We start from the raw sequence: 23,643 nt of genomic DNA on the forward strand, positions 1-23,643 counted from the left end.
CCGTCCACTATGTCGGAGCGGACCGGCGGCCGTTCGCCGGGGCTACCGCACCGGCGGCAGGGGCAGCGTCGGATCCGGCTCGCGGACGCCCGCCCGGCGGGCCCGCTTCTCCGCCCGCCGTCGCCGCACCTTGCGGAACATCACCCAGAAGAACCAGACAAAACCGATCAGAAAGACAATAACGAGTACCGGCAGGATGATCGCGATCAGCGACAGTGAGGCACTCGCCACATCCTCGACCGTGCTCGCCACCGGCGCGCCCGCCCCGCCGGTCGACAGGTTCACCACCGGCCGGATCGCGGCCTTGGCGCCGTGCACGACCAGCGAGATCACGATGCCCGCGACGACCGGTACCCACTGGTTGCCGCCGAAGAAGTCACCGGGGTTGTCCACGGTGACCGCACCCGAACTCGACGTCGCCCCGAAGGCGAGGCCGCCGGCCGTGGGCCGGACGACGGTCTGGACCACGTCGTTGATGTGGTCGACGACCGGGATCTTGTCGGCGACGAACTCGATGAGCAGCAGGACCGTCAGGATGCCGAGCACCCAGCCGTTCTCCAGCCAGTTCCATGACCCGGGGAGGTTGATCAGGCCGGTGAAGCGACCGAGGAGGCCGACGGCGAGCAGGGGGATGTACGCGTTCAGGCCGGCCGAGGTGGCCAGCCCGACTCCCGTCAATGTCTCCAGCACGTACCAAGCATGACACTTGCTCGCAAAGGGTGCCGAGCCCCGGCCGCTGGCCGGGGTCCGACCCCGGCTCAGCACATCACGTGATCGGACATGCGGTACGCCGCCAACCCGCGTCGGCGCGGCGGTGGTTCGCGTAGGCTGCTGCGGTGCGTCTGGTTATCGCTCGGTGCTCGGTGGACTACGTCGGACGGCTCACCGCACATCTGCCCCTCGCCACCCGGCTGCTCATGGTCAAGGCCGACGGGTCGATCTCGATCCACGCCGACGACCGCGCGTACAAGCCGTTGAACTGGATGAGCCCGCCGTGCCGGCTGGAAGAGGCGCCCGGGGTGTGGCGCGTGGTCAACAAGGCCGGCGAGGAGCTGCGGATCACGCTCGAGGAGATCCTCCACGACACCAGCCACGAGCTGGGCGTCGATCCCGGCCTGCGCAAGGACGGCGTGGAGGCCCACCTGCAGGAGCTGCTCGCCGCGACGCCGTCGGCGCTCGGCGTGGGCTTCACGCTCGTACGCCGTGAGCACATGACCGCCATCGGCCCGGTCGACCTGCTGTGCCGCGACGCGACCGGCGCCCACGTCGCGGTCGAGGTCAAGCGGCGCGGCGACATCGACGGCGTGGAACAGCTGACGCGCTACCTGGAGCTGCTCGGCCGCGACCCGCTGATCGCCCCGATCACGGGCGTGTTCGCGGCCCAGGAGATCAAGCCCCAGGCCCGCGTCCTGGCCACCGACCGCGGCATCCGCTGCGTGGTCGTCGACTATGACGCCCTACGTGGCATCGTCCGCGACGAGCTGACCCTCTTCTGACCCACCACTGCCGGCCGAGGCTGCCCTCCCGTCGCCGAAGTGCACTTCGGCGGTCTGCGGGTGTGGGTTCGCCCGCCGGGCGCCCGCCCTCCGACACTCGCCCGCCGGTGCTGGCCCCTGCTTCCCGACGTTTGGGCGGTTCCGCGTGTAATAACACGCCCGAATAACGCGCCTTTCCGTCAACGCCGGGGTGCGGGCCTCGGCGAGGAAGGCGTCGTTCGGTGTCTCAAGCGGTACATCGGTCGCGAGATCCACGTTGACGAGCCGAAGGAGCATCAGTTCGGGCTGTTGCGGCGGGGTTTAGCGGCGGCCGTGGAGGAATCGGACGATCTTGACCACGCGGGAGGTGTCCGCGGGGGTGCGGTCGAAGGTCGTCGACGGGATCAGGGATCTGGCCCGGCGCTTCGTGATCGCCTTGGGGCGGGCGAACTCGCGCAGGCCGTCGGCGCCGTGGATGCGGCCGATGCCGGAGTCGCCCGTGCCGCCGAAGGGGAGCGAGCCCATGCCCGCGAACGACAGAGTGCCGTTGATCGACGTCATGCCCGAGCGCATCCGGCGGGCCAGCGACAGGGCGCGCGCCTTGCCGAAGACGGCGCCGCCCAGCCCGTACGAGGTGGCGTTGGCCAGGCGGACGGCCTCGTCCGCGTCGGCGACGCGGGTGACGACCAGGGTCGGGCCGAACGTCTCCTCGGTGACGGCGGTCGAGTCCTGCGGCACGTCGACCAGGACCGTCGGGTGCACGAACGGCGGCTGGACGGCCTCGCGCCCACCGACGATCGCGCGCCCGCCGCGCGACAGGGCGTCGTCGATGTGCCGGGCGATGATGTCGACCTGCCCGGGCATCGTGATCGGGCCGAGGTCGGCGTCCGGGTCGCCGCCCACGCGCAGCCTGGACACGCGCCCGACCAGTTTGTCGAGGAAGGCGTCGTAGACGGACGAGACGACATAGGCCCGCTCGATGCTCACGCACGCCTGGCCGGCGTTGGTCAGCGCGCCCCAGCAGCACGCGTCGGCGGCCGCGTCCAGGTCGGCGTCGCTGTCGACGATCATGGCGTCCTTGCCGCCGCACTCCAGCAGGACCGGCGTCAGCGTCGCCGCGCACGCCGCCATGATCTTTTTGCCGGTGGCCGTGGAGCCGGTGAACGCGATCTTGTCGACGCCCGCGGCCACGAGCGCGGCGCCGGTCTCTCCGCCGCCGAAGACAATCTGGAGTACGGGCTGCTCGGGCACCACCTCGGCGAACCGTCGCACGTACCAGTCCGCGATCGCCGGGGTGTACTCGCTGGGTTTGAAGACGACCGCGTTGCCGGCGGCGAGCGCGTAGGCCAGCGACCCCATCGGCGTGTGGATGGGGTAGTTCCACGGGCCGATCACGCCGATGACCCCGTACGGCTGGTACTCCAGCATGGCGCTGAACTCGGCGAGCATGATCGAGCCGCGCTGGCGGCGCAGCCGCAGCACGCGCTTGGCGTTCTTCGCCGCCCAGGCCAGGTGCTCCAGCGCGGCCGCCGCTTCGACGGTCGCGTCGGCGACGGGCTTGCCGCCCTCGGCGTGCATGAGGGCGGTCAGTTCCGGCAGCCGCCGGGCGATCGCGCCGGCCCAGCGCAGCAGCCGCTCGCGGCGGCCGTCGAAGCCCAGCGCCCGCCACCACGCGCCGGCCTCGCGGGCCCGGGCGACCGCGGCGGCGACCTCGTCCGGACCGGCGACCGGGAACGTGCCGACCACCTCGCCGGTGACCGGGTTGGTGGAGGTGAGGGTGCCGTCGGCGTTGACGGGCGGGGGCGACGCGATCATAGTGCGGATGCTACCCACGGGTAGAGCGTCAGTGGAGGGTGTCCGCGATGATCTTTCGGGCCACCTCGACCGGGCGCGGGAGCCCGCCCGTCGCGTGCAGGTTCACGAACCGCTCGGCGTCCGGGAAGTACGCGCCGCTCGCGGCGTACTGGCGAAGTTGTTCCTGCATCTCGGTGTCCATGACGCCCGGGTTCACGTTGATCACGCGTACCCGCTTGTCGTCGGCGTGCTGCGCGCTCAGCGTGTCGAAGAACGCCTCGGCGCCGCGCTTGGTCGCGGTGTAGACCGACCAGCCGCCGACCGGCCGGTGCGCGGCCCCGGACGAGATGAACAGCACCGTCAGCGCGGTGGCGTTGCCCGCGCCCTCGCCCGCCGGGCGGGCCACGCCCGTACCGAGCAGGGCGTTCGTGAGGATCATCGGGGCCACGAAGTTCACCGACGCCGCGTGGATGATCTGGTCGTCCGGCAGCGTGCCGATCGCCCCGACCGGGCGGACGGTCGCCGCGTTGTGGATCAGGACGATCTCGGACGCCCCGTGCGTGAACGAGGCCAGCTCGGCCGCGCTCGGCAGGGAGGCGGGGTACGCGAGGTCCGCCGGGCGTAACCGGACGCGCTGTGGCTCTGCCCGTTCCCGGGCGTACTGGCTGTCGGTGAACCGGCGGCCGATGGCCAGCACCCGGTTCCCGCTGGTGACGAACTCTTCGAAGAACGCCGAGCCCAGGCCCTTCGAAACCCCCGTGATTACTACTGAACGCACGCCAGGACTGTAGAAGATCTTATTTCGTGGGACGCCACCCACCCCGGACCTGAGTGCCCGTGACCGGCGCGGATCGCCTAATCTCGGACACCGTGCCCCGTACCGTGACGCTCATCGTTCTCGATGAGTCCGGCGGGCTCCTGGGGGAGCTGCCGGCCTTCGACGTGTCCCTTCCGTACTGGCCGGAGACGGCCGAGATCGTGGCCGCCGCCCGCGAGCGGTACGGCCTTGACCTGGCCGTACTGCGCCTGCTGAAGGCGCCGGGCGACGTTGCCGAGGGCGGCCACGTCACCTACCTCGGCCAGCTGCTGTCCCCGGCGGCCGGTGCGCCCTGGACGCCGACCGAGGTCGACCTGAGCCACCACCCGCTGCGCGCGCCCTACGCGCACGCCGGCGGCCCGGCGCGGAGCCTGGCGTGGGCGGCCCGCGCGCTCGACGAGCGCGGCCGGGGCCCGGTGACGGCCGCGATCCAGCAGCGCACGTGGAACCTGTCCACCCTGTGGCGGCTGGACACCCCCACCGGGCCGTACTGGCTCAAGCAGGTGCCGGACTTCTTCGCCCACGAGCCGGTCGTGCTCACCTGGGCGGCGGGCAGCGGCCGGGCCACCCCGCTGCTGGTCGCCGAGGACGCCAGGATGCTGCTCGCGCACGTCGACGGCGACGATCTCTACGGCGCCGGCGTCGAGGTGCGCCGCGACATCGCCGCCGACCTGCACTACCTGCAGGTCGCCGCGATCGACAGCGTGCCGCACCTGCTGGCGGACGGGGTGCCCGACCGCCGCCGGCCACGGCTGGAGGGCTACCTGCGCGGCGTCATCGAGGAGTACGGCGGCGGCGACGTGTCCCTGCGGGCGCTGGCGGCCGGCCTGCCCGACCGCCTCGACCGGATCGAGGCGTGCCGGCTGCCCGACACGCTCGTCCACGGCGACCTGCACCCGGGCAACGTCATCGGCGGCGACCGGCGCACGATCATCGACTGGGGCGACTCGTTCATCGGCCACCCGGGGTTCGACGTCCTGCGGTTGACCGAGGTCATGCCTGCCGGTGAGGCCGAGGTCGTGATCGAGGACTGGGCGGCGCGCTGGCGCGCCGAGATCCCGGGCAGCGACCCGCACGGGGCCCTCGAGCTGCTGCGGCCGGTGGCGGCGCTGCGGATGGCCGCCGTCTACGCGGACTTCCTGGCCGGCATCGAGCCGGCCGAGCACCCCTACCACGCCGGCGACGTGGCGACCTGGCTGCGCCGGGCGGTGGAGTTGTACGAGGAGGAACGATGAGCGAGCCAGTCATCGGCTCAGGGCCGGACCACGACGGCGTGATCACGATGGAACCGATCGGGCAGGTGGTCGGCGGGCGCGGCGAGCCCTACCACGACCACTGGGCGCCGGAGACCGCGGTGATCCGCATCCGCGCCGACCGGTTCACCCCGGCGGCGATCGTCGGCCTGGCCGAGTTCTCGCACCTTGAGGTCGTGTTCTTCTTCGACAAGGTCGACCCGGACGCCATCGAGTACGGCGCGCGGCACCCGCGCGGCAACACCGACTGGCCGAAAGTGGGCATCTTCGCCCACCGGGGACCCAACCGCCCGAACCGGATCGGCGTCTCGCGCTGCGCCCTGCTCGCGGTCGATGGGCTGGACCTGCATGTCGGTGGGCTCGACGCGATAGACGGGACGCCGGTGCTCGACGTCAAGCCGTACATCAGTGGGTTCGGTCCCCGGGGTGAGGTGCGCGAGCCCGCCTGGGCCGAGGACCTGATGCGGGTCTACTACTGACCTCCCTTGTGGAGTGACATCGGGTGTGGCGAGGGCCACGCCGCCGGTGTGGGCCGGCTCACGTCCGGTGCCGTGGTCGCGGCCGGAGCCCGGTGCCCGCGCGGCTAACCTTGGGCGCGTGCCGCGCAGACACCGCCGCCTCGACGACGTCGGTCCGCTCGATGAGGAGCGGGCCCGCCGTGGGCTGCCCGCCGTCCAGCAGTGGACGGACGGCGAGTGGGCGGTGCGCACCGTGCCGGCCGGCGCGGCCGTGAAGACCTACCGGTGCCCGGGCTGCGACCACGAGGTCAAGGCGGGCGTCGCGCACATCGTCGCGTGGCCGGCGGACGGCCGCGGCGACCTGGGTGACCGGCGTCACTGGCACACGGCCTGCTGGCGGGCGCGCGACCGGCGCGGGCCCACCCGTCGCGGCGGGCGCGGCGCTACGGGATCATGGTGACGTGACGACCATCCGCGCGAACTCCATCCTGCCCGCCCGGCGCGAGGACATCGAGCTGCACACGGCCGACGGCCTGACCCTGGTCGGGGAGCTGGCGCTGCCACTCGACCGACCGCCGTTCGCGACGCTGGTGTGCCTGCACCCGCTGCCCACGCACGGCGGCATGATGGACAGCCACGTGCTGCGCAAGGCCGCCTGGCGGCTGCCCGCCCTGGCCGACCTCGCGGTGCTGCGGTTCAACACCCGGGGTACCAGCAGCGTGCGCGGCACCTCGCAGGGCGCCTTCGACGGTGGGGTGGGGGAGCGGTTCGACATCGCGGCCGCGATCGAGTACGCGGAGTTCGCCGACCTGCCGAACCTGTGGCTGCTGGGCTGGTCGTTCGGCACGGACCTGACCCTGCGGTACGGGTGCGAGCCCGGCGTCGTGGGCGCGATCCTGCTCTCCCCGCCGCTGCGTACGGCCACGGACGCGGACCTCGCGGTGTGGGGCGAATCGGGCAAGCCGGTCGTCGCGCTGGTGCCGGAGTTCGACGACTACCTGCGCCCGGCCGAGGCGACCACGCGGTTCGCGGCGATCCCGCAGGCGGAGGTCGTCGGGGTGCCGGGCGCCAAGCACCTGTGGGTCGGCGACGCCGAGAAGGTGCTCGACGAGGTGGTGCGACGGGTGGCGCCGGGGCGCGAACCGCTGCCGCGCGAGTGGGACGGTCCGATGGAGTCGGGCGACGCCAGCGCGTACGCCGACCGTACGGTGGCGGCGTTCGCTGAGGTCAAGAAGCCGGAGGCCGACGAGCCGCGCGGGTGGTAGCGCCCTACTTCGCGGCGACGCGGCTGGACTCGTCGCGCTGCCAGACGGTGTTGCCGCGCTTGCGGGCGCGCTTGGCGAGCAGGCCGGCCGTCACGGTGATGCCGACGTAGCAGACCGCCGCCGGGGCCAGCCACGGTGCGGGGAGCACGACGTCGCGCAGCCAGGACCACTTGTCGCTGGCCCGTACGGCCGCTGGGGCGCCCGCCGCGGCGGCCGCCTGCCGCAGCGCGGAGTTGCCCGAGCGTACGCGCACGAGACGGCGTACGAGATCCCTGGTCTTTCGCGGCGTCTCGACGAGCACGCTGGCCTCGGGGACGACGGTGCGCTCGTGCGGGCCGAACAGCGAGTCCAGGAAGAGGTCATCGGCGACGACCGTAGGAAACTGGGCAAAGCGGGCGCGGCCGGCCTCGGAGAGCGCGATGACCCCACGCCCGAACAGTCCGTTGTAGAACACCGGCAGGCGCGAGTGGATCGCGAAGTAGGCCCGTACCAGCAGCGGGCGGCCGGACAGTTCCAGCCGGCGCAGCGGCACCGCGGCCAGCGCCCCCGGGCGGCTGAGCGCGCGCGTGAGGTGCGCGATCGCGCCGGGGGAGAGGACGACGTCGGCGTCCACGTACATGCGCGGGAAGCTCGTCGCGACGGCCTCGCCGGCGTTGAGCGCGGCGACCTTGGACGGCGTGGGGATGTCGACGACCTCGACGGGGTGGCGCCGGGCGACCTCGACCGTGTTATCGGTGCACCCGTTCGCGGCGACGATGACCTGAATGCCCGGTCCGACCAGGTTCGGCAGGCTGCGGTCCAGCACCGCCGCCTCGTTGTGCGCCGCCACGATTACGCTGGTCACCCGCTGTCCTCCCACCCCTGTGCCGGGCTGCTCCGGCGGTCAAGTCTCGCGCGTAACACCGTAGCCGCAGTGGTTACGGCCGTGTCGACATGTCGACACCGAACCGGTCCGTGCGGGGCTTGTCGGTCTCCTACCAGGCCAGGAAGGGTTGGACGGAGCCAAGTGAATGTGGGGAAGTGATGGGAGCACGCTCGCGCGATCGGAGTAGGCCGCACATCGTCATCGCGGTCGTGAACCTCCCCGTGGAGCGGGACAGGCGGGTCATCCGCGAGTGCAAGGCCCTGGAGGCGGCCGGTTACCGGGTCACGGTGATCTGCCCGCGGGGCAAGGAAGGCCTCACGTATCTGCCCGGCACGCGGGACACCGCGATCCGTTCCTTCCGCCAGCCGCTCGCCGGTTCCGGTGTCATCTCCTTCGCGATGGAGTTCCTCTGGTCCTTCGTCTGCGTGGCGTGGCGGCTGTTCGGCCTGCTGCTGCGCGGCCGCGTACACGGCATGCAGGTGTGCAACCCGCCGGACGTGTTCTGGCCGCTCGCGCTGCTGATGCGCGCGCTGGGCACGCCGTTCGTCTTCGACCACCACGACCTCAACCCCGAGCTGTACGAGTGCAAGGCCGACGAGAAGAACGAGAAGCCGAACGGCGTCATCCTCGGCGTCCTGAAGCTGTTCGAGAAGCTGTCGATGCGCTGCTCCTCCTGGGTCGTGTCCACCAACGAGTCGTACCGGGAGATCGCCATCAGGCGCGGCGGGTGCGCCCCCGAGCGCGTGACGGTCGTGCGCAACGGCCCGGCCGCCAGTGAGATCAAGGCGCCACCGGTGGTCGCGCACGGTCCGGGCGCCCGCAAGCGCATCGTCTACCTCGGCGTCATCAACCCGCAGGACCACGTGGAGGCGGCCGTGCTCGCCGCCGAGCGCCTGATCGACCTGCGCGGGCGCGACGACTGGGAGATGGTCATCGCAGGCGACGGCGACTGCCTGGCCGACCTGCGGCAGCTCGCGGCGGCGCGCGGCATCACCGACGTGGTCAGCTTCGCCGGCTGGCTCGAGGCGACCCAGGTGGACGAACTGCTCGCCTCGGCGACCATCGGCGTGCAGCCCGACCCGCCCACCGCGATGGCGAACCTGTCGACCATGGCCAAGAGCGTGGAGTACGTCGCGCGGGGCATCCCCGTCGTGGCGGTCGACCTGCTGGAGACCCGGCGTACGGCCGAGGGGGCGGCCGTCTACGTGCCCACGGGTACGCCCGACGAGCTGGCCAAGGCGATCGACGCGCTGCTCGATTCACCCGCCGAGCTGGCGCTCATGCGGGAGATCGCGCTTCAGCGCTTCCGTGACACGCTCTCGTGGGACCATCAGGCGGCCGCGTACATCGAGATGTGGCGCACGCTCGTGCCCGTACAGGTCGAGGCCGTTGGCCGGGTGCCGCGCGACCGCGTGTCGATGATGCGAACGGCGGGCGATGGTGAGGCCGTGTCGCGCCCGCAACCACTGGAGTCCGAGCGTTACTGACCCCGCCCGAGGGACGTAGACATATATGGCCTTCCCCCCGCCCACATCGCCGTACGACCCGGATGACGAGTCGTCGGATTCCACAAACGACATGCCGGCGTCGTACCCCAGCGGGTCCTACCCGCAGGTGCCCCCGGGGCCCCCGTCGACGGGTTCCTATCCGCAGGTGCCGGCGGTCTCGCAGCCGAGCGGGTCCTACCCGCAGGTGCCGGCGGTCTCGCAGCCGAGCGGGGCCTACCCGCAGGTGCCTGTGTCGCCGTCGTCGACGGGCTCGTACCGGCAGGTGCCCCCGGGGTCCTCGTCGACCGGTTCCTATCGGCAGGTGCCGGCCGGGTCGACCGGCTCGTACCGGCAGGTGCCCCCGGGTTCCTCGTCGACGGGTTCCTATCGGCAGGTGCCGGCCGGGTCGACGGGCTCGTACCGGCAGGTGCCTCCGGCGTCCGGACAACCCCGGGTGGCGCGGGCTGCGGTCGTCGGCGGTGTCGCGCTGGTCACGGTCGCGGTCACCGCCATGGTCGTGACCGTCTTCAACGTGGTCACCGAGCCCGACCTGACGCAGGTCACGGCGCCGACGACGGCCGCCGTGGCGAGCGACGCGGGCAGCGCCGCACCGCCCACGGCCAGTGCCTCGGCCGCGCCGCCGACCTCGGCGGCCGGCACCTCGGCGTCGTTGCCGTCACCGACGCCTCCGAAGCTGGATCAGGCGACCGTCAAGGGCTTCCCCTCGGAGGCGAACACCGGGTGGCAGCACACGGGCGTGACGCTGACGCAGTACCGGGGGCCCGATGAGATCACCCGGGACGGCACGGTGATCGAGGGCATGGACATGGGCTGCATGTTCATCCGCGCCAAGAACGTGGTCATCAAGAAGTCGCGGGTCCGGTGCAGCGGGCCCTACCCCGTGCGCGTCGAGTCGCCCGCCACGCTGTGGATCGAGGACACCGAGGTCGACGGCCGGGGTTCGTACGAGGCGCTGTGCATCGCGGCGGAGAACTACACCGCGCTGCGGGTGAACTGCCACGGCGTCGGCGACGGCATGCGCGCCGGCAGCAACGTCACCATCCAGGACAGCTACATCCACGACCTGAAGACGTGCGGCGACTGCCACAACGACGGCATCCAGTCGACCGGCGGCTCCAACATCGTGATCCGGCACAACCACATCGACAACAGGTACTCCCAGACGTCGTGCGTGCTGCTCGGCGAGGAGTTCGCCCCGCTGCGCAACGTGCTCGTGGAGAACAACCTGTTCAACGGCGGCGGCTACTCGCTGTATGGCGGCGGCGACACCGACCGGGTGTCCGGCATCAAGATCATCGGTAACCGGTTCAAGCGGGCGGCCGGCGGCGGGCACTTCGCCAACGGCGGCTCGTACGGGCCGGCGGCGCACTTCGACCCGGGCCGGCCGGGCAACGAGTGGCGCAACAACGTCTGGGACGACAACGGCCGACCGGTCGGGTACTGATCGCGTGGCCCGACCGCCGGGTCGGGCCACGGTCTAGTGCTTGAACCAGGCCCAGCGCAGCTCCCGGCCGGACGCCATCGCGTCGGCCAGGGAGCGGCCCTGCAGGCCGCGCGCGGCGAACCCCTGCAGCATCAGGTCGGCGAGCTTGCCGCGGTCGATGCGCGGCTCGGGGCCGTCGTTGACGCCGTCGGCCGGGCCGGCGTGCCCGTCGTGGCAGAGCACGACCGAGCCCTTGCCGCTGCCGGCCATCGCGTCCTGCGCCAGCTGCTCCTCCGGCAGGTCGCGCCAGTCGCCCGGGGTCGGGCCCCACACCACGGGCATCAGGCCCGCGCGGCGGATGGCCAGCCAGGTGGCCGGCACCTGCGCCCCGTACGGCGGGCGGAACCACTTCACGGGCGCGCCGACGATGTCCTCCAGTTGGGCGCGGCCGTCGCGGGTACGCCGGAAGACGTCCTGGGCCGAGAAGTCGGTGAGCCGCTTGTGGTCCAGGCCGTGCAGGGCGATCTCGTGCCCCGCGTCGCGCACCTCGCGCAACAGCGTGGGGTTGCGGTGCACGCGGCCCATCAGGACGAAGAACGTGGCCGTGGCCTGGTGGCGGGCGAGCGCGGCGAGCACCCGTTCCGTGCCGACGTCGTCCGGGCCGTCGTCGTAGGTCAGCACGATGTGCGGAGCGTCGGTGCGGATGGCGCGTACGGAGCCCACCGGGCTGCTCGCCTTCCGCGCGACCGTCTTGACGATCGTGCGTCCTGCCCGCGCTGCGCCGCTCACCCGAACTCCTCGTCCCGCGTTGTCGGTGCTGTGACCTGACGATCCTAGGTGCCCCGGCCGGCGCCGGAATGTCGGGCAGCCGACCAACCCGCCGGAGCGCCCGGGATAGGGTTGCCCGTCCGCTACCCCCACAAGGAGCTCGCGAGCATGGCCGGTCCCCGCATCGGATTCGCCTGTGTCTGGGACCACCCCAATCCCCAGAAGACGTGGTCGTACACGCCGTGGAACCTGCGCAACGCCATGCGCCAGTTCGGCGACGTGATCGACGTGGGCGTCGAGGTGCCCGCCAAGGTGCAGTTGGGGCTGAAGGTGCTGCACGCGCGCCGGCGAGGTGGGCGGTTTGTCACGACCTGGCAGCAATCACGGCTTACGGACGCGTACTTCCACTGGGGACTGGACCGCGCCGTGGTGGCGTCGGGATGCGACGTCGTGGTCGAGATCGGCGATATCGCCCCCGTGGAGAAGCCCTTCTACCTGTACCAGGACCTCAGCTTCGACCTGCTGCTGGACGCGCAGGACCGGCACGGGGTGCCGCTGCCCTTCGGCCTCACCCGCGCCGACATCGAGCGCCGCCGCGACCGCCAGCGCGGCATCTACGAGAAGGCCACCGGTGTGCTGGCCATGAGCCACTGGTTCGGCCAGAGCCTCGTTGACCTCTCCGGCCTGCCGCCGGAGAAGGTCCACGTCATCCATCCGGGCCGCTCGTCGGCTGCCACCGAGCCGCCGCCGCTGCCCGAGCGCGCGGGGCCCCGGCGCAAGCTGCTGCTCGTCGGCCGCGGCTCGTTCACCGGCAAGGGCGGCGACCTGACGCTGGCCGCCCTGGAGATCCTTCGCCGCGAGGTCGACCCGGAGATCACGCTGACCTTCGCGGGGCCGCCCGAGTGGCCGCTGGAGACGCCGGTCCCGGACGGGGTCACGTTCCTGGGCTCGATCCCGCGCGAGGAGGTCGCGCGGCTGTTCGACACCCACGACCTGTTCGTCATGCCGAGCCGGCTGGAGGGCTTCGGCATCGTGTTCACCGAGGCGATGTCGCGGGGCCTGCCGTGCGTGGGCCGTGACGCGTACGCGATGACCGAGATCATCGAACCCGGGGTGACCGGCGCCCTGATCAGCGGCGACGACCCGGCCGAGCTGGCCCGCGTCATCGCGGCGTCGCTCGCCGACGACGCCCTCTATGACAACTGCGCCAAGCGGGCGCCCGAGGTGTCCTCCTGGTACACCTGGGAACGGGCCGGCCGCCAGGTCGTCGACATCGTCACGGGCGCGGCGACCCCGTCGGGCCGCCACGCCCGTTAGGCAGGCGACTCCGTCGGCTTGCTCGGCAGGGCCGGCTTCGCGTCCGGGGCCGCCCCGATCGCGGGTGCGCCGGCGCCGTCCAGGGTGATCACGGGGAACTCCCCGGTGAACTGTTCGTGCGGCGTCGCCGTGCTGATCTGCCGGCTCGGGTGGGTGAGCCGCCACATCGCCCCGGCGGCGCCGGTCAGCACGAACCACATCGTGGCGTACGTGATGAAGCCCAGCGAGTCGAACGTCAGGCCGACCAGCATCGACACGAACTGGGTGGAGATGAGCGCGGCGCACAGCTGCCGGTCGGCCTCGCTGGTGGAGCGGCGCATCGCGATGACCGCCAGGCTGATGGCCACCACGTGCAGGGCGAACAGCGCGAACACCCCGACCAGGCCGTTGGTCATGAGGTAGAACAGCCACTCGTTGTCGAGGATCCGGTACGCCTGCGGCACGAAGGTGCCCGTGCCGCGGCCGAACCAGGGACGCTCCGAGAAGTACTGGGCGACCTGCTCGTAGTCGTCCGTACGGCCCTGGATGCTGGGGTCGTTGCTGGCGCCCAGGAACAGTGACTTCAGCGTGCCGAGCAGGCCGGGACGGATGACCATGAACGCCGCCGTGCCGAACGCCAACACCACGAGGACGTTGGCCCGGATGCGCCACGGCAGCGCCGGCAGCACGCAGATGAGCGCGACGCCGGCGGCCAGGATGCCGGTGCGCGACAGGGTGAGCGGGATCGCCGAGGCCGCGAGGACGCCGCTGATCGCGGCGAGCTGGCGGCGCCCGCGGGTCTCGCCGAAGCGCGTGTAGTGCATCGCGTACGGCAGCACCATGGCCATGGCGGCGCTGAACTCGATGTAGTGCAGCGCCGTGCTCGGCACCCGGAAGAGGCCGTCGCCGCGTGACGCGAAGCCGGTCAGGTCCCGCTTGTATTCCAGGCCCGGGATGATGATGTTCTGCGTGATGTCGTAGCCGCTGGCGAACTGGATGATGCCGATCAGGCCCATGAAGCCGCACAGCCAGACGAGCACCTGCAGGGCGCGGTCGAGCCGCTCCCGGGTCGAGATGCCGTCGGCGGTCATCAGGATGACGCCGATCATGGCCAGCGTCTTGAGCATCTCCATGTCGGAGGCGTTGGCCTCCAGCAGCGTGAGGCCGCGCAGGTAGCCCAGGCCGTACGAGAGGAGGGCCGAGATGAGGAAGAAACCGACCGCCCAGCGCAGCGGCTGCGGGCCGCGCATGGCCAGCGCGGGGTGGATGCGGCCGGCGACCCACCAGGCGCACAGCAGCAGGGACACGAGCTGGGCCGGCCGGCCGATGTCGGTCATGCCCGGCACGATGAGGCCGGCCGGGATGACGCACAGCAGCACCAGCATGAAGACGATCAGGGCGGTCGGGTCGAGGCCACCACGCCGGCGCGTGGTGTACGTCCCGTCGGCGACGCGTCCGGGGTCGAGATCGACCGGGTGGATGGTGACGGCGGTCAACTCTTGCCCTCCCCGGACGCCGGCGCCTTCGGCTGCGCCGGGATGATCATGGTTTGGTCGTTGTTGGCCGGCGCGCCCTGGACGCCGGCGAGTACCGGTGGCCGGTCGGGCGGCGGGCCGGCCGTGGCGAGCGACTGGCCGGGGGAGCCGTAGCCCGGCACCTCGGCGACGACGGCGTTGGCGGCCTCGGCAAGCCGGTGGCGACCACGGCGCACGTACCCGTCGAAGGCGATCGTGAGCGCCAGCGTGATCAGCAGCCCGGCCAGCGCGAACCCGCCGACCACCCGCTTGAAGGTGTTCGACTGGGTGCTGATCAGGCTGGGCTCGTCGATGACCTGGGTCGTGATGCGCTCGATCTCGGGGACCTTGTAGCGCACCTGTAGCTGCAGCACGCTCTGTTTGACCAACTCCGTCAGCTCGGCCACGGTCTGGATCGCGATGTCCTCCGAATGCCCGACCGCCGCGAGATTGATGATCGGCAGGTACGGGTCGGCCGTCACCGTGTACGACTTGGACAGGTTCTTGCCGGCGATGATGACCGCGGCGCCGCCCTGCTGCAGGCTCACCACCAGGGATCTGGCGACGTTCTTCAGGCCGGGGCCCAACCAGGGGTTGATCCGGGTGACGCCGAGGTGGTCGGTGTCGGCGCTCAGCGCGGGCGGCACGAGCAGCACCTGACTGCTGGCCCGGTATTCCGGCTGCATGTGGGTCGCGGTCCACAGGGTCGTCGTCGTGGCCACGAGCAGCAGCGGGAGCGCGACGTACCACCGCCGGATGACCAGCTTGATCAGCTCGAGCAGGTCCACGGTTTCCTCATCTCCTCGCTGGCGGTGCGTCCCCGACCCGGGCCTGACCCGCCTCGATGCCGGCGGGCAGGCCGCCGGACCAGGCTAAAAGGCGCGTACGGGTGGACACGGTCGCGCCTTGAGCCGAGCCGGTGTCGGCTTCATGACGGGTGCGGGCCCGGGACGTGCCCTCGGCCGATGCCGGCCAGGCGGGCGAGTTGATCGGCGCGGCGCTGCCAGGTGTGCTCCCGGGCGAACGCGCGGCGACGCTGAGCCAGCGCGTCGGTGCGCGGCTCACGCAGGGCCCGCACGACCGACGCCGCGAACGCGCCGGGGCCGGTGGCCACGTCGATGAGGTCGGTGGCGAGCCAGTCGTTGGCCGGCAGCGGCGTGGACACCACGGCCCGCCCGGCGGAGAGGTACTCCAGCGTCTTGAGCGGGAAGCTCGCGCGGTTGAAGGCGTTGTCGACATAGGGCACCAGCCCGACGTCGATGAGCCGCAGGTAGCTGGGCAGCTCCTCGAACGGCTTGCCGCCGACCCAGCAGACGTTGGGACGCTCGGTGAACGCCAGGAACCGCGCCGGGTCGTAGCCGGGGCCGATCGGGCCGACGACGAGGACGGGGGCGCCCGTGTCCGCGACGGCTTCGAGCAGCCCGATGTCGAGCCGGTCGTTGATCTGGCCGACGAGGCCGGCCACGGGGCCGCGCAGTGGCGCGTCGGCCGGCGGCGGGGCGTCGTCCACCTTCGCGTAGACGTCCGGGTCACAGCCGTTGGGGATGAGTTCCACCTGGTGACCCGCCGCGACGAGCCGGTCACGCAGCGGCAGCGACACGGCCGCGACCGTGTCGACGTTGGCGATGACCTGGTCCTCCAGCTGCGACATCCGCTCCCGGGTCTCGCCGAACAGTTCGGCGCCCAGCACGTAGTCGTCCTTGATGTAGACCATCCGGTGGCGGCTGTCGACGAACCTGTACCACCCGTACTGGCAGGTGACCTCGGCGGCGACCGGCTCGGCCGAGCCGGGGAACAGGTCAGCCAGGGCCGACCTGACCGCCCGCTTGATCAACGGCTGGACGAGCGACCGCAGCCCGGGCCGAGTGTTGCCGGGCGTCACCATCGGGACCAGCCGCGCCAGGCGCGGCCCGAGCACGTGCAGGCCCGGCTGCGGCGCGCCGCTGGCGGGATCGGGGCGGCGCAGCTTCGCCATCATGCTCAGCTCGGGGTCGACGAACAGCACGGGTCCGTGCGCGGTCAGCGCGTCCGCGATATGCCGGTCCGTGCCGCCCGGCCCGATGTAGCGGGTCGTGGCGTAGTAGACGATGAGGTCGCGCCGCGCGCCCTCCAGCCGGCCGGTCAGCTCTCCCCCTTCGACCAGCGCGGGTAGGACAGCGGCAGCACGATGGTCTCGTCCACGTCGTCGGCGCGGTCGAGCTCGGGCACGTCGGCCAGGCTGGGCAGGCTCGACTCGCTCGACGGGCGCGACAGGTGGGTCGTGGGGTCCTCGGTGGGGGTCGTTGACGACGACGACGGATGCACCGTGCCGGAGGTCGAGCGGCCGCCACGGTTGCCGTTCACCACCGGCTGGGCGCCGGCGGTGGCCTGCGCGGGGCTCAGGTTGACCCAGTTGATGACCGGCTCAGCCGTCGAGCTGGCCGGCAGCGCGGCAGGGGCCGCACCGGCCGCGCCGGCGGTCGGTAGGGCCGCCGCGGAGGAGGCGGCGCCCCAGCCGCGGGCCGGCGGCGGGCCGGCCGCCACGGCGGCGTCACCCATCCGGCGGCGGGCACGGCGGCGCAGGAAGGCGTCCAGGCCGAGCGTCGCGGACACCATGAGGATGAGGCCCGCGGCGACCACCACGATGATGGCGCGCTTCAGCTTGCCGCTCTCCGGGGTCACCAGGTTGCCGCTGTCGAGGTTCTGCGCGGTGTAGCGCTGGTTCTTGGCGACCTTGTAGCGGTCCTGCTGTGCCGTGATGTTCGTGTTGATGAGCGAGAACAGCTGCTGGACCGTCGACGTCGCCTGCTGGCGGGTGGCGCCGACGACCTCGATGTTGATGATCGGCCACTCCTGGTCGACGAGGACCTTGTAGTTCTTGGACAGGCCCTGCGCGACGAAGTCGTCCTGCACGGACTTCTGGGTGAGGGTGACGACGACCGCCTGGCCCAGCGCCTGGGCGCCGAGGTCGTTCCAGGGGTTGACCTGTCGGACCTGCTGGTCGGTGCGGAGCTCGACCGTGGGCGGCACCACCAGGACGTGGCCCAGGGCCTTGTACTCCACCTTGACGACCGCCGCGGTCAGCAGCGTGGCCACGACCGTGAGGACCAGCAGTGGCATCGCCACATACCAGCGACGGAACATCATCTTGCTGATTGCCAGCAGGTCCACGGCTCCCCTATCTCGTTGCCGGATCAAGCGTCCGCAGCATTGGCGGGACCGGGCTTGGGCACGATTCACCCGCACCGCGAATCAGTCTGCTACGACCATGCCAATGATGCAATGTGGTGACGGACCCCCCGCGAGGCTCCGACCAGCAAAAACCGGTCAGATTCGGTGAGTTCGCCAGGCCCGATGTCGCCATCTTGACAAGGCGGCGGCCGTAACCTACGTCGGACCGAGCCGAGCGTACCTGGGTAGTGTCCAGAGTGCTTCGACCGTTCGTCGGGAGGGTTTTGTCGTGACGTACCTGGGTCGCCACGTGCATACGGGCAAGATCGTCCGTTATGCACTCCTTGGCGTCTGTTTTGTGACCTTGGTGTCGGGTACGGCGGTCGCCACGCAGATGGTGCTGCGCCCGGCCGGCGAGGTCGCCGTCGCCGAGCAGCCGGCGGCGTCGCCCACGGCTGTCCCGGCCGGTACCTCCGCGCCCGCGTCGCCGGCCGCCAAGAGCGCGCCGGCCTCGCCGACCACCCGCCCGCCCACGTCCGCCGCGCCGTCGAAGAAGCCACGCACGACAGGCTGGCCAGGTGCGGACAACACGGGCGTACCGGCCGGCGTGACGCTCACCCGCTACACCGGGCCGTCGACCATCACCAAGGACGGGTACGTCATTGACGGCAAGTCGGTCACGACATGCCTGAACATCCAGGCCAAGGGCGTGGTGATCCGGCGCTCGAAGCTCACCTGCGACGGCGAGACCATCGTGCGGGTTGCTCCGGACGACGGCGACCGCGCGTCCGTCACCATCGAGGACAGCGACATCGACGGCGGGCGCACCGCCATGGCGATCGGGTGGAGCAACTACACCCTGCGCCGGGTCGACATCTACAACATCAACGAGGGTCCGCGCATCGGCAACAAGGTGCTCATCGAGGACAGCTGGATCCACAACATGGTGCTCACTAACAAGGACGACCACCAGGACGCGCTGCAGACCACCGGCGGCATCGGATCGATCATCCGGCACAACACCATCGACGCCATGTCACCGACCGACTACACGTTCAACGCGGCGTTCATGGTCGGCGCCGAGTTCGGACCGCTGCGCGGCCTGCGCTTCGAGGACAATCTGGTCAACGGCGGCGGGTTCAGCATCAACGTGCGCAACGACCCGCAGATGAGCGACAACATCTTCCGCCGCAACACCTTCCTGCGCGGCGGCATCTACGGCGCGGTGGTGCTGTGGGGCATCAACAGCAACACCACGCAGTGGGACAAGACGAACGTCTGGAAGGACAACGGCAAGCCGGTCGCGGTCAGCCGGCAGAACTGACGTCAGCCGCCAAACCGTGCTCAGCCGGCCGGGCTGAGCAGGCCGTCGGCCTCGACGTACTCCTCGCCGGTCGACGGGCAGACGTAGCGTCCGTCGCCCTTGCTCTCCAGCGGGACGCCGGCCCGCCCGACCCAGCCGACGCGCCGGGCGGGCACGCCGACGACGAGCGCGAAGTCCGGCACGTCCTTGGTGACGACGGCGCCGGCGGCGACCAGCGCCCAGCGGCCGACGGAGACCGGCGCCACGCACACGGCCCGGGCGCCGATCGCGGCGCCCTCGCCGACCGTCACGCCCACGGCCGTCCAGTCGTGGCCGGACTTGAGCCGGCCCTCCGGGGTCACCGCCCGCGGGTACTCGTCGTTGGTGAGGACGGCCGCCGGCCCGATGAACACGCCGTCACCGAGTTGTGCCGGTTCGTACACGAGCGCGTAGTTCTGCAGCTTGCAGTTGGCGCCGAGGCGTACGCCGGGGCCGACGTAGGCGCCCCGGCCGATGTTGCAGTTCTCGCCCACGACGGCGTCCTCGCGCACCTGTGCCAGATGCCACACCGAGGTGCCGTCGCCCACCTGGGCGCGCTCGTCCACGTCGGCGCTTGAGGCGATCTTGACCGCGGCCATGGGCGTACTCCTGACATCTCGTCCTGCGGTGTCGTCGGGACGCTACTCCAGCGCGCCGACCGGCCTGCCCGGGCGGGTGCCCCTCTGCCGGATTTCTGTCACCGGCTTCGCGTTGTACGAGGTCAGCCGGTACCTTGCCAACGTCACGCCATCGCGCCTGACCACGGGCGTTGACCCGCGCCCTGGGGTCCCGAGGACCTGTGCGGGCCTCGCCGCTGTCCGCCCCCGACTTCCTGCGAGGATCAGTGACTTCTCCGTCTGCCGACCGCGAGCCGATCGGCGTCGCCGTCGTCGGTGCCGGCTACTGGGGCCCCAACCTGGTGCGCAACTTCTCCGGCTCGGCCGCGTTCCGGCTCACCTCGGTCGTCGATCTCGACGTGGCGCGCGCCCGCAAGGTTCTCGGCGCGTACTCGACCGTCGAGGCCACCAACGACCTCGACGCCGTGCTGGCCAACCCGGGCGTCGGCGCCGTGGCGATCGCCACACCGGCCGGTACGCACCTGGAGGTGGCGCTCAAGGCGCTGCGCGCCGGCAAGCACGTGCTCGTGGAGAAGCCGCTCGCGGCGACGTACGCCGACGGCCTGAAGCTGGTGAGCGAGGCGGAGGGCCGCGGCCTCACGGTCATGTGCGACCACACGTACTGCTACACGCCCGCCGTGACCCGCATCCGCGAGGCCCTGCACTCGGGCGAACTGGGCGAATTGCACTATCTGGACTCGGTGCGCATCAATCTGGGCCTCGTGCAGCGCGACATCGACGTCATCTGGGACCTCGCCCCGCATGACCTCTCCATCCTGGACTTCGTGCTGCCGGACGGGGTCTTCCCCGTGTCCGTCAGCGCGCACGGCGCCGACCCCATCGGCGCCGGCAACTCCTGCGTGGGATATCTCACGCTGGCCCTCAACACCGGCGCCATCGCCCACATCCACGTGAACTGGCTCTCACCCATCAAGGTGCGCACCACGATCGTCGGCGGGTCGAAGCGGACGCTGGTCTGGGACGACCTCAACCCGACCCAGCGCATCGGCATCTACGACCGCGGCGTCGACGTGGCCACCCCGGACGAGCTGGGCGTGGACGAGCGCCGCTCCATCCAGGTCTCCTACCGCTCCGGCGACATGATCGCGCCGGCGCTCGTGGAGAAGGAGGCCCTCGGCCAGATGGTCAACGCGTTCGCCGAGGCCATCCACACGGGCACGCCGTCGCTCACGGACGGCCGCGCTGGCCTGCGGGTTCTGGAAATCCTCGAAGCCGCGTCGCGTAGTCTCGCCGACGGTGGTGCCGCGATCCCCCTGGAGAGTGCCCGATGACAGCTTCCGTCCCCATTTCCGGCTCCCGTGCCCTGGTGACCGGTGGCGCCGGCACCATCGGCTCGCACGTGGTCGACCTGCTGGTGCGCGGCGGCGCGGCCGAGGTCGTCATCCTCGACAACTTCGTGCGTGGCCGGCAGGCCAACATCGCCTGGGCGGTCGAGAACGGCCCCGTCCGCGTGGTCGAGGGTGACATCCGTGACGCCGCGCTCGTGCGCGAGCTGACCGGGGGCAAGGACCTGGTCTTCCACCTCGCCGCCATCCGCATCACGCAGTGCGCCGAGGAGCCGCGGCTGGCCAACGAGGTGCTCGTCGACGGCACGTTCAACGTGATCGAGGCGGCGCAGCAGGCGGGTGTGAAGAAGGTCATCGCCTCCTCGTCGGCCTCCGTGTACGGCCTCGCCGAGCAGTTCCCGACGACGGAGCGCCACCACCCGTACAACAACGACACGTTCTACGGCGCGGCCAAGGCGTTCAACGAGGCCATGCTGCGCAGCTTCAAGTCGATGTACGACCTGGACTACGTGGCGCTGCGCTACTTCAACGTGTACGGCCCCCGGATGGACATCTACGGCCTCTACACCGAGGTGCTCATCCGCTGGATGGAGCGCATCGAGTCGGGCACCCCGCCGCTGATCCTCGGCGACGGCCTGCAGACGATGGACTTCGTCAACGTCATCGACATCGCCCGCGCCAACATCCTGGCGGCTGAGGCCGACCTCACCGACGACGTGTTCAACATCGCCAGCGGGGAGGAGACCAGCCTCAAGGAGCTGGCCGCCGCCCTGTCCGAGGTCATGAAGTCCGACCTCGCCCCGGAGCACGGCCCGGCCCGCGCGGTCAACGGCGTGACCCGCCGGCTCGCCTCCACGGAGGCGGCCGAGAGCAAGCTCGGCTTCCGCGCCGAGATCGGGCTGCGCGAGGGCCTGCAGGGCCTGGTCGACTGGTGGCGCGCGGAGCGCGCGGCCGGCGTCGAGCAGGTGGGCGCATGACCGAACGCAAGATCCCGGTCATGATCCCCCTCCTCGGCGAGGAGGAGGCCCAGGCGGCCGCCGAGGCGGTCCGCTCGGGCTGGGTCGCCCAGGGCCCGCGCGTCGCCGAGTTCGAGAAGCGGTTCGCCGCGCTCGTCGGCGCCGCGCACGGCGTGGCCGTCAGCTCCTGCACCACCGGGCTGCACCTCGCGCTCATCGCGGCCGGCGTGCAGGCCGGCGACGAGGTCATCGTGCCGTCGCTGTCGTTCATCGCGACCGCCAACGCGGCCCGTTACGTCGGCGCCGTCCCGGTGTTCGCCGACGTCGAGCTGGCCACCGGCAACCTGAGCGTCGAGACGATCGACGCCGTGCGCACCCCGCGCACCCGCGCGATCATCGCCGTGCACCAGGGCGGCGTGCCGTTCGACACCCGCGCCCTGCGCGCGGCCGCCGCCGACTGGGGCATCGCGCTGGTCGAGGACGCCGCCTGCGGCGCCGGCTCCACCGCGTACGGCGAGCCGGTGGGTGCCGGCTCGCTGATCTCGGCGTGGTCGTTCCACCCGCGCAAGCTCATCACCACGGGCGAGGGCGGCATGGTCACGGTCGATGACGCCGAGGTGGCCACCCGGCTGCGCCGGCTGCGCGAGCACGGCATGAACGTCTCCGCCGCCGACCGCCACGCGAGCGCGCAGCCCGTGCTGGAGGCCTACCTGGAGACGGCCTACAACTACCGCATGACCGACATCCAGGCCGCCGTCGGCCTGGTTCAGCTCGGCCGCCTCGACGGCATCGTGGCCCAGCGCCGCGCGATCGCCGAGCGGTACCAGGAGCTGCTCGCCGACATCGACGGGCTGACCCCGGTGCGCGACCCGGCGTACGGCACGACGAACTACCAGTCGTTCTGGGTACTGATCGAGCCGAGCTTCGGCGCCACCCGCGACGAGGCGCTCGCCGAGCTGGCCGCGAACGGCGTCTCGGCCCGGCGCGGCATCATGGCCTCGCACCTGGAGCCCGCCTACGCCGGTCACCCGCACGTCGCGCTGCCGAACACGGAGCGCATCACCCGCGAGTCGCTCATCCTGCCGGTGCACCACGCGCTCACCGAGGACGACCAGGACCACGTCGTCGCGGTGCTGCGCAAGCTGGCGAGTCGATGACCCGCGACCTCGTTATCGTCGGAGCAGGCGGCTTCGCCCGCGAGACGGCGTCGGCGATCACCTCGATCAACGAGGTGACGCCGACGTGGCGGCTGCTCGGCTATCTCGACGACAACGAGGCGCTGCACGGCACGTACCGCACGGGGTTTGAGATCATCGGCGGCCTGAAGGCACTGGCGGACCTGCCGGACGCGGACGTCGTGGTCTGCGTCGGCAACCCGCGCGACTACACCTCGCGGATGCGGCTCGTGCAGCGGCTGGACCTGCCGGCGGAGCGCTACGCGACGGTCGTGCACCCGCTCGCCTCGGTGGGGTCGGGCTGTGTCGTCAACCCGGGCAGCGTGCTGCTCGCCGGGGTCGTGCTCACCGCCGACGTGACCGTCGGGTCGCACGTCGCGGTGATGCCGCACGCCGTGCTCACCCACGACGATGAGGTGGGCGACTTCGCCACGATCGCCTCGGGCGTACGGGTCGGCGGCGGCGCGGTGGTCGGCACGGGCGCCTACCTGGGGTCGGGGGCCCTGCTGCGCGAGGGCGTCCGCGTCGGGGCCTGGTCGCAGGTCGGCATGGGCTCGGTCGTCCTCGACGACGTACCGGCCGGCGAGGTGTGGGTGGGCACACCCGCGCGCCGGCTCCGTGACGTGTCATTCGAAATGCCGGATTTAGGGAGTCGTTAAC

At 71.5% G+C, this 23,643-nt stretch carries 23 protein-coding genes; 13 read left to right on the forward strand and 10 right to left on the reverse strand.

Annotation, left to right across the window (positions count from 1 at the left end):
- Positions 1-42: 42 nt before the first annotated feature.
- The gene (locus tag ABD191_RS10310; protein WP_344079326.1) at positions 43-690 is read right to left on the reverse strand and encodes a DUF4126 domain-containing protein; all 648 of its coding nucleotides are present in this window, start codon (positions 688-690) and stop codon (positions 43-45) included.
- Positions 691-836: 146 nt separating this feature from the next.
- On the opposite strand from ABD191_RS10310, the gene nucS reads away from it, so the two are divergent.
- Entirely contained in the window at positions 837-1,496 is a 660-nt protein-coding gene (nucS, locus tag ABD191_RS10315) for an endonuclease NucS (protein WP_344079328.1), read from the forward strand.
- Positions 1,497-1,796: 300 nt separating this feature from the next.
- On the opposite strand, the gene ABD191_RS10320 is transcribed toward nucS, so the two are convergent.
- On the reverse strand, positions 1,797-3,290 hold the full coding sequence (locus ABD191_RS10320; protein WP_344079329.1) for an aldehyde dehydrogenase family protein: 1,494 nt from the start codon (positions 3,288-3,290) through the stop codon (positions 1,797-1,799).
- A 28-nt stretch (positions 3,291-3,318) separates the two neighbouring features.
- Positions 3,319-4,047, reverse strand: coding sequence for an SDR family NAD(P)-dependent oxidoreductase (locus tag ABD191_RS10325; protein ID WP_344079331.1), 729 nt, complete (start codon positions 4,045-4,047; stop codon positions 3,319-3,321).
- A 104-nt stretch (positions 4,048-4,151) separates the two neighbouring features.
- On the opposite strand from ABD191_RS10325, the gene ABD191_RS10330 reads away from it, so the two are divergent.
- The 4 genes from ABD191_RS10330 (at position 4,152) to ABD191_RS10345 (ending at position 7,062) form a co-directional block, all read left to right on the forward strand.
- Complete coding sequence (locus tag ABD191_RS10330) at positions 4,152-5,321, forward strand: phosphotransferase family protein (protein ID WP_344079333.1); 1,170 nt, start codon at positions 4,152-4,154, stop codon at positions 5,319-5,321.
- On the forward strand, positions 5,318-5,818 hold the full coding sequence (locus ABD191_RS10335) for an SAM-dependent methyltransferase (protein WP_344079334.1): 501 nt from the start codon (positions 5,318-5,320) through the stop codon (positions 5,816-5,818). The genes ABD191_RS10330 and ABD191_RS10335 overlap by 4 nt, the downstream gene beginning before the upstream one ends.
- A gap of 118 nt (positions 5,819-5,936) precedes the next feature.
- Positions 5,937-6,257 (forward strand): hypothetical protein, encoded by a 321-nt coding sequence (locus ABD191_RS10340; RefSeq protein WP_344079336.1) that lies wholly within the window; start codon positions 5,937-5,939, stop codon positions 6,255-6,257.
- A gap of 1 nt (position 6,258) precedes the next feature.
- Positions 6,259-7,062, forward strand: a complete 804-nt coding sequence (locus ABD191_RS10345; RefSeq protein WP_344079338.1) for an alpha/beta hydrolase — start codon at positions 6,259-6,261, stop codon at positions 7,060-7,062.
- Positions 7,063-7,066: 4 nt separating this feature from the next.
- On the opposite strand, the gene ABD191_RS10350 is transcribed toward ABD191_RS10345, so the two are convergent.
- Positions 7,067-7,906 (reverse strand): glycosyltransferase, encoded by an 840-nt coding sequence (locus ABD191_RS10350; protein WP_344079340.1) that lies wholly within the window; start codon positions 7,904-7,906, stop codon positions 7,067-7,069.
- A 230-nt stretch (positions 7,907-8,136) separates the two neighbouring features.
- Between ABD191_RS10350 and ABD191_RS10355 the strand changes: the two genes are divergently transcribed.
- Together ABD191_RS10355 and ABD191_RS10360 are read left to right on the forward strand one after the other, a co-directional pair.
- Entirely contained in the window at positions 8,137-9,414 is a 1,278-nt protein-coding gene (locus ABD191_RS10355; protein WP_344079342.1) for a glycosyltransferase family 4 protein, read from the forward strand.
- 91 nt (positions 9,415-9,505) lie between these two features.
- Positions 9,506-10,879: a right-handed parallel beta-helix repeat-containing protein gene (locus ABD191_RS10360; RefSeq protein ID WP_344079344.1), complete on the forward strand. Its 1,374-nt coding sequence runs from the start codon at positions 9,506-9,508 to the stop codon at positions 10,877-10,879.
- Positions 10,880-10,912: 33 nt separating this feature from the next.
- On the opposite strand, the gene ABD191_RS10365 is transcribed toward ABD191_RS10360, so the two are convergent.
- Positions 10,913-11,647 carry a polysaccharide deacetylase family protein gene (locus tag ABD191_RS10365; RefSeq protein ID WP_344079345.1) on the reverse strand — a complete coding sequence of 245 codons (735 nt, stop codon included), beginning with the start codon at positions 11,645-11,647 and terminating at the stop codon, positions 10,913-10,915.
- Between the two features lie 147 nt (positions 11,648-11,794).
- Between ABD191_RS10365 and ABD191_RS10370 the strand changes: the two genes are divergently transcribed.
- Entirely contained in the window at positions 11,795-12,943 is a 1,149-nt protein-coding gene (locus ABD191_RS10370; protein ID WP_344079347.1) for a glycosyltransferase family 4 protein, read from the forward strand.
- Here ABD191_RS10370 and ABD191_RS10375 read toward each other — a convergent pair.
- The 4 genes from ABD191_RS10375 to ABD191_RS10390 form a co-directional block, all read right to left on the reverse strand.
- Positions 12,940-14,418: an O-antigen ligase family protein gene (locus tag ABD191_RS10375; RefSeq protein WP_344079349.1), complete on the reverse strand. Its 1,479-nt coding sequence runs from the start codon at positions 14,416-14,418 to the stop codon at positions 12,940-12,942. The two genes, ABD191_RS10370 and ABD191_RS10375, sit on opposite strands and share 4 nt — an antisense overlap.
- Complete coding sequence (locus ABD191_RS10380; RefSeq protein WP_344079351.1) at positions 14,415-15,224, reverse strand: YveK family protein; 810 nt, start codon at positions 15,222-15,224, stop codon at positions 14,415-14,417. The genes ABD191_RS10375 and ABD191_RS10380 overlap by 4 nt, the downstream gene beginning before the upstream one ends.
- A 140-nt stretch (positions 15,225-15,364) precedes the next feature.
- Positions 15,365-16,441, reverse strand: a complete 1,077-nt coding sequence (locus ABD191_RS10385; RefSeq protein WP_344079353.1) for a glycosyltransferase — start codon at positions 16,439-16,441, stop codon at positions 15,365-15,367.
- Between the two features lie 116 nt (positions 16,442-16,557).
- Complete coding sequence (locus tag ABD191_RS10390) at positions 16,558-17,586, reverse strand: hypothetical protein (RefSeq protein WP_344079355.1); 1,029 nt, start codon at positions 17,584-17,586, stop codon at positions 16,558-16,560.
- Between the two features lie 358 nt (positions 17,587-17,944).
- Here ABD191_RS10390 and ABD191_RS10395 point away from each other — a divergent pair, with 358 nt between their 5' ends.
- A complete protein-coding gene (locus ABD191_RS10395) occupies positions 17,945-18,910 on the forward strand; it encodes a hypothetical protein (RefSeq protein ID WP_344079357.1) in 966 nt (321 codons plus the stop codon).
- 20 nt (positions 18,911-18,930) lie between these two features.
- Here ABD191_RS10395 and ABD191_RS10400 read toward each other — a convergent pair whose 3' ends face one another.
- Positions 18,931-19,527, reverse strand: a complete 597-nt coding sequence (locus ABD191_RS10400; RefSeq protein ID WP_344079360.1) for an acyltransferase — start codon at positions 19,525-19,527, stop codon at positions 18,931-18,933.
- A gap of 245 nt (positions 19,528-19,772) precedes the next feature.
- On the opposite strand from ABD191_RS10400, the gene ABD191_RS10405 reads away from it, so the two are divergent.
- Genes ABD191_RS10405 through ABD191_RS10420 form a run of 4 tightly spaced genes read left to right on the forward strand, consistent with a single transcriptional unit; the run spans position 19,773 to position 23,642 of the window.
- Entirely contained in the window at positions 19,773-20,837 is a 1,065-nt protein-coding gene (locus ABD191_RS10405; RefSeq protein WP_344079362.1) for a Gfo/Idh/MocA family protein, read from the forward strand.
- Positions 20,834-21,829 (forward strand): NAD-dependent epimerase/dehydratase family protein, encoded by a 996-nt coding sequence (locus ABD191_RS10410; protein WP_344079364.1) that lies wholly within the window; start codon positions 20,834-20,836, stop codon positions 21,827-21,829. Before ABD191_RS10405 ends, ABD191_RS10410 begins: the two co-directional genes overlap by 4 nt.
- On the forward strand, positions 21,826-22,965 hold the full coding sequence (locus ABD191_RS10415) for a DegT/DnrJ/EryC1/StrS family aminotransferase (RefSeq protein ID WP_344079366.1): 1,140 nt from the start codon (positions 21,826-21,828) through the stop codon (positions 22,963-22,965). The genes ABD191_RS10410 and ABD191_RS10415 overlap by 4 nt, the downstream gene beginning before the upstream one ends.
- Positions 22,962-23,642: a NeuD/PglB/VioB family sugar acetyltransferase gene (locus ABD191_RS10420; RefSeq protein WP_344079368.1), complete on the forward strand. Its 681-nt coding sequence runs from the start codon at positions 22,962-22,964 to the stop codon at positions 23,640-23,642. Before ABD191_RS10415 ends, ABD191_RS10420 begins: the two co-directional genes overlap by 4 nt.
- Position 23,643: the final 1 nt, after the last annotated feature.

This window comes from Luedemannella helvata, assembly GCF_039528415.1.
Lineage (GTDB): Bacteria > Actinomycetota > Actinomycetes > Mycobacteriales > Micromonosporaceae > Luedemannella > Luedemannella helvata.

Coding starts and splice junctions, on each gene's coding strand:
- ABD191_RS10320 (WP_344079329.1), bottom strand. CDS start 3,290: ATGATCGCGTCGCCCCCGCCCGTCAACGCCGACGGCACCCTCACCTCC.
- ABD191_RS10335 (WP_344079334.1), top strand. CDS start 5,318: ATGAGCGAGCCAGTCATCGGCTCAGGGCCGGACCACGACGGCGTGATC.
- ABD191_RS10360 (WP_344079344.1), top strand. CDS start 9,506: ATGCCGGCGTCGTACCCCAGCGGGTCCTACCCGCAGGTGCCCCCGGGG.
- ABD191_RS10370 (WP_344079347.1), top strand. CDS start 11,795: ATGGCCGGTCCCCGCATCGGATTCGCCTGTGTCTGGGACCACCCCAAT.
- ABD191_RS10400 (WP_344079360.1), bottom strand. CDS start 19,527: ATGGCCGCGGTCAAGATCGCCTCAAGCGCCGACGTGGACGAGCGCGCC.
- ABD191_RS10410 (WP_344079364.1), top strand. CDS start 20,834: ATGACAGCTTCCGTCCCCATTTCCGGCTCCCGTGCCCTGGTGACCGGT.
- ABD191_RS10415 (WP_344079366.1), top strand. CDS start 21,826: ATGACCGAACGCAAGATCCCGGTCATGATCCCCCTCCTCGGCGAGGAG.
- ABD191_RS10420 (WP_344079368.1), top strand. CDS start 22,962: ATGACCCGCGACCTCGTTATCGTCGGAGCAGGCGGCTTCGCCCGCGAG.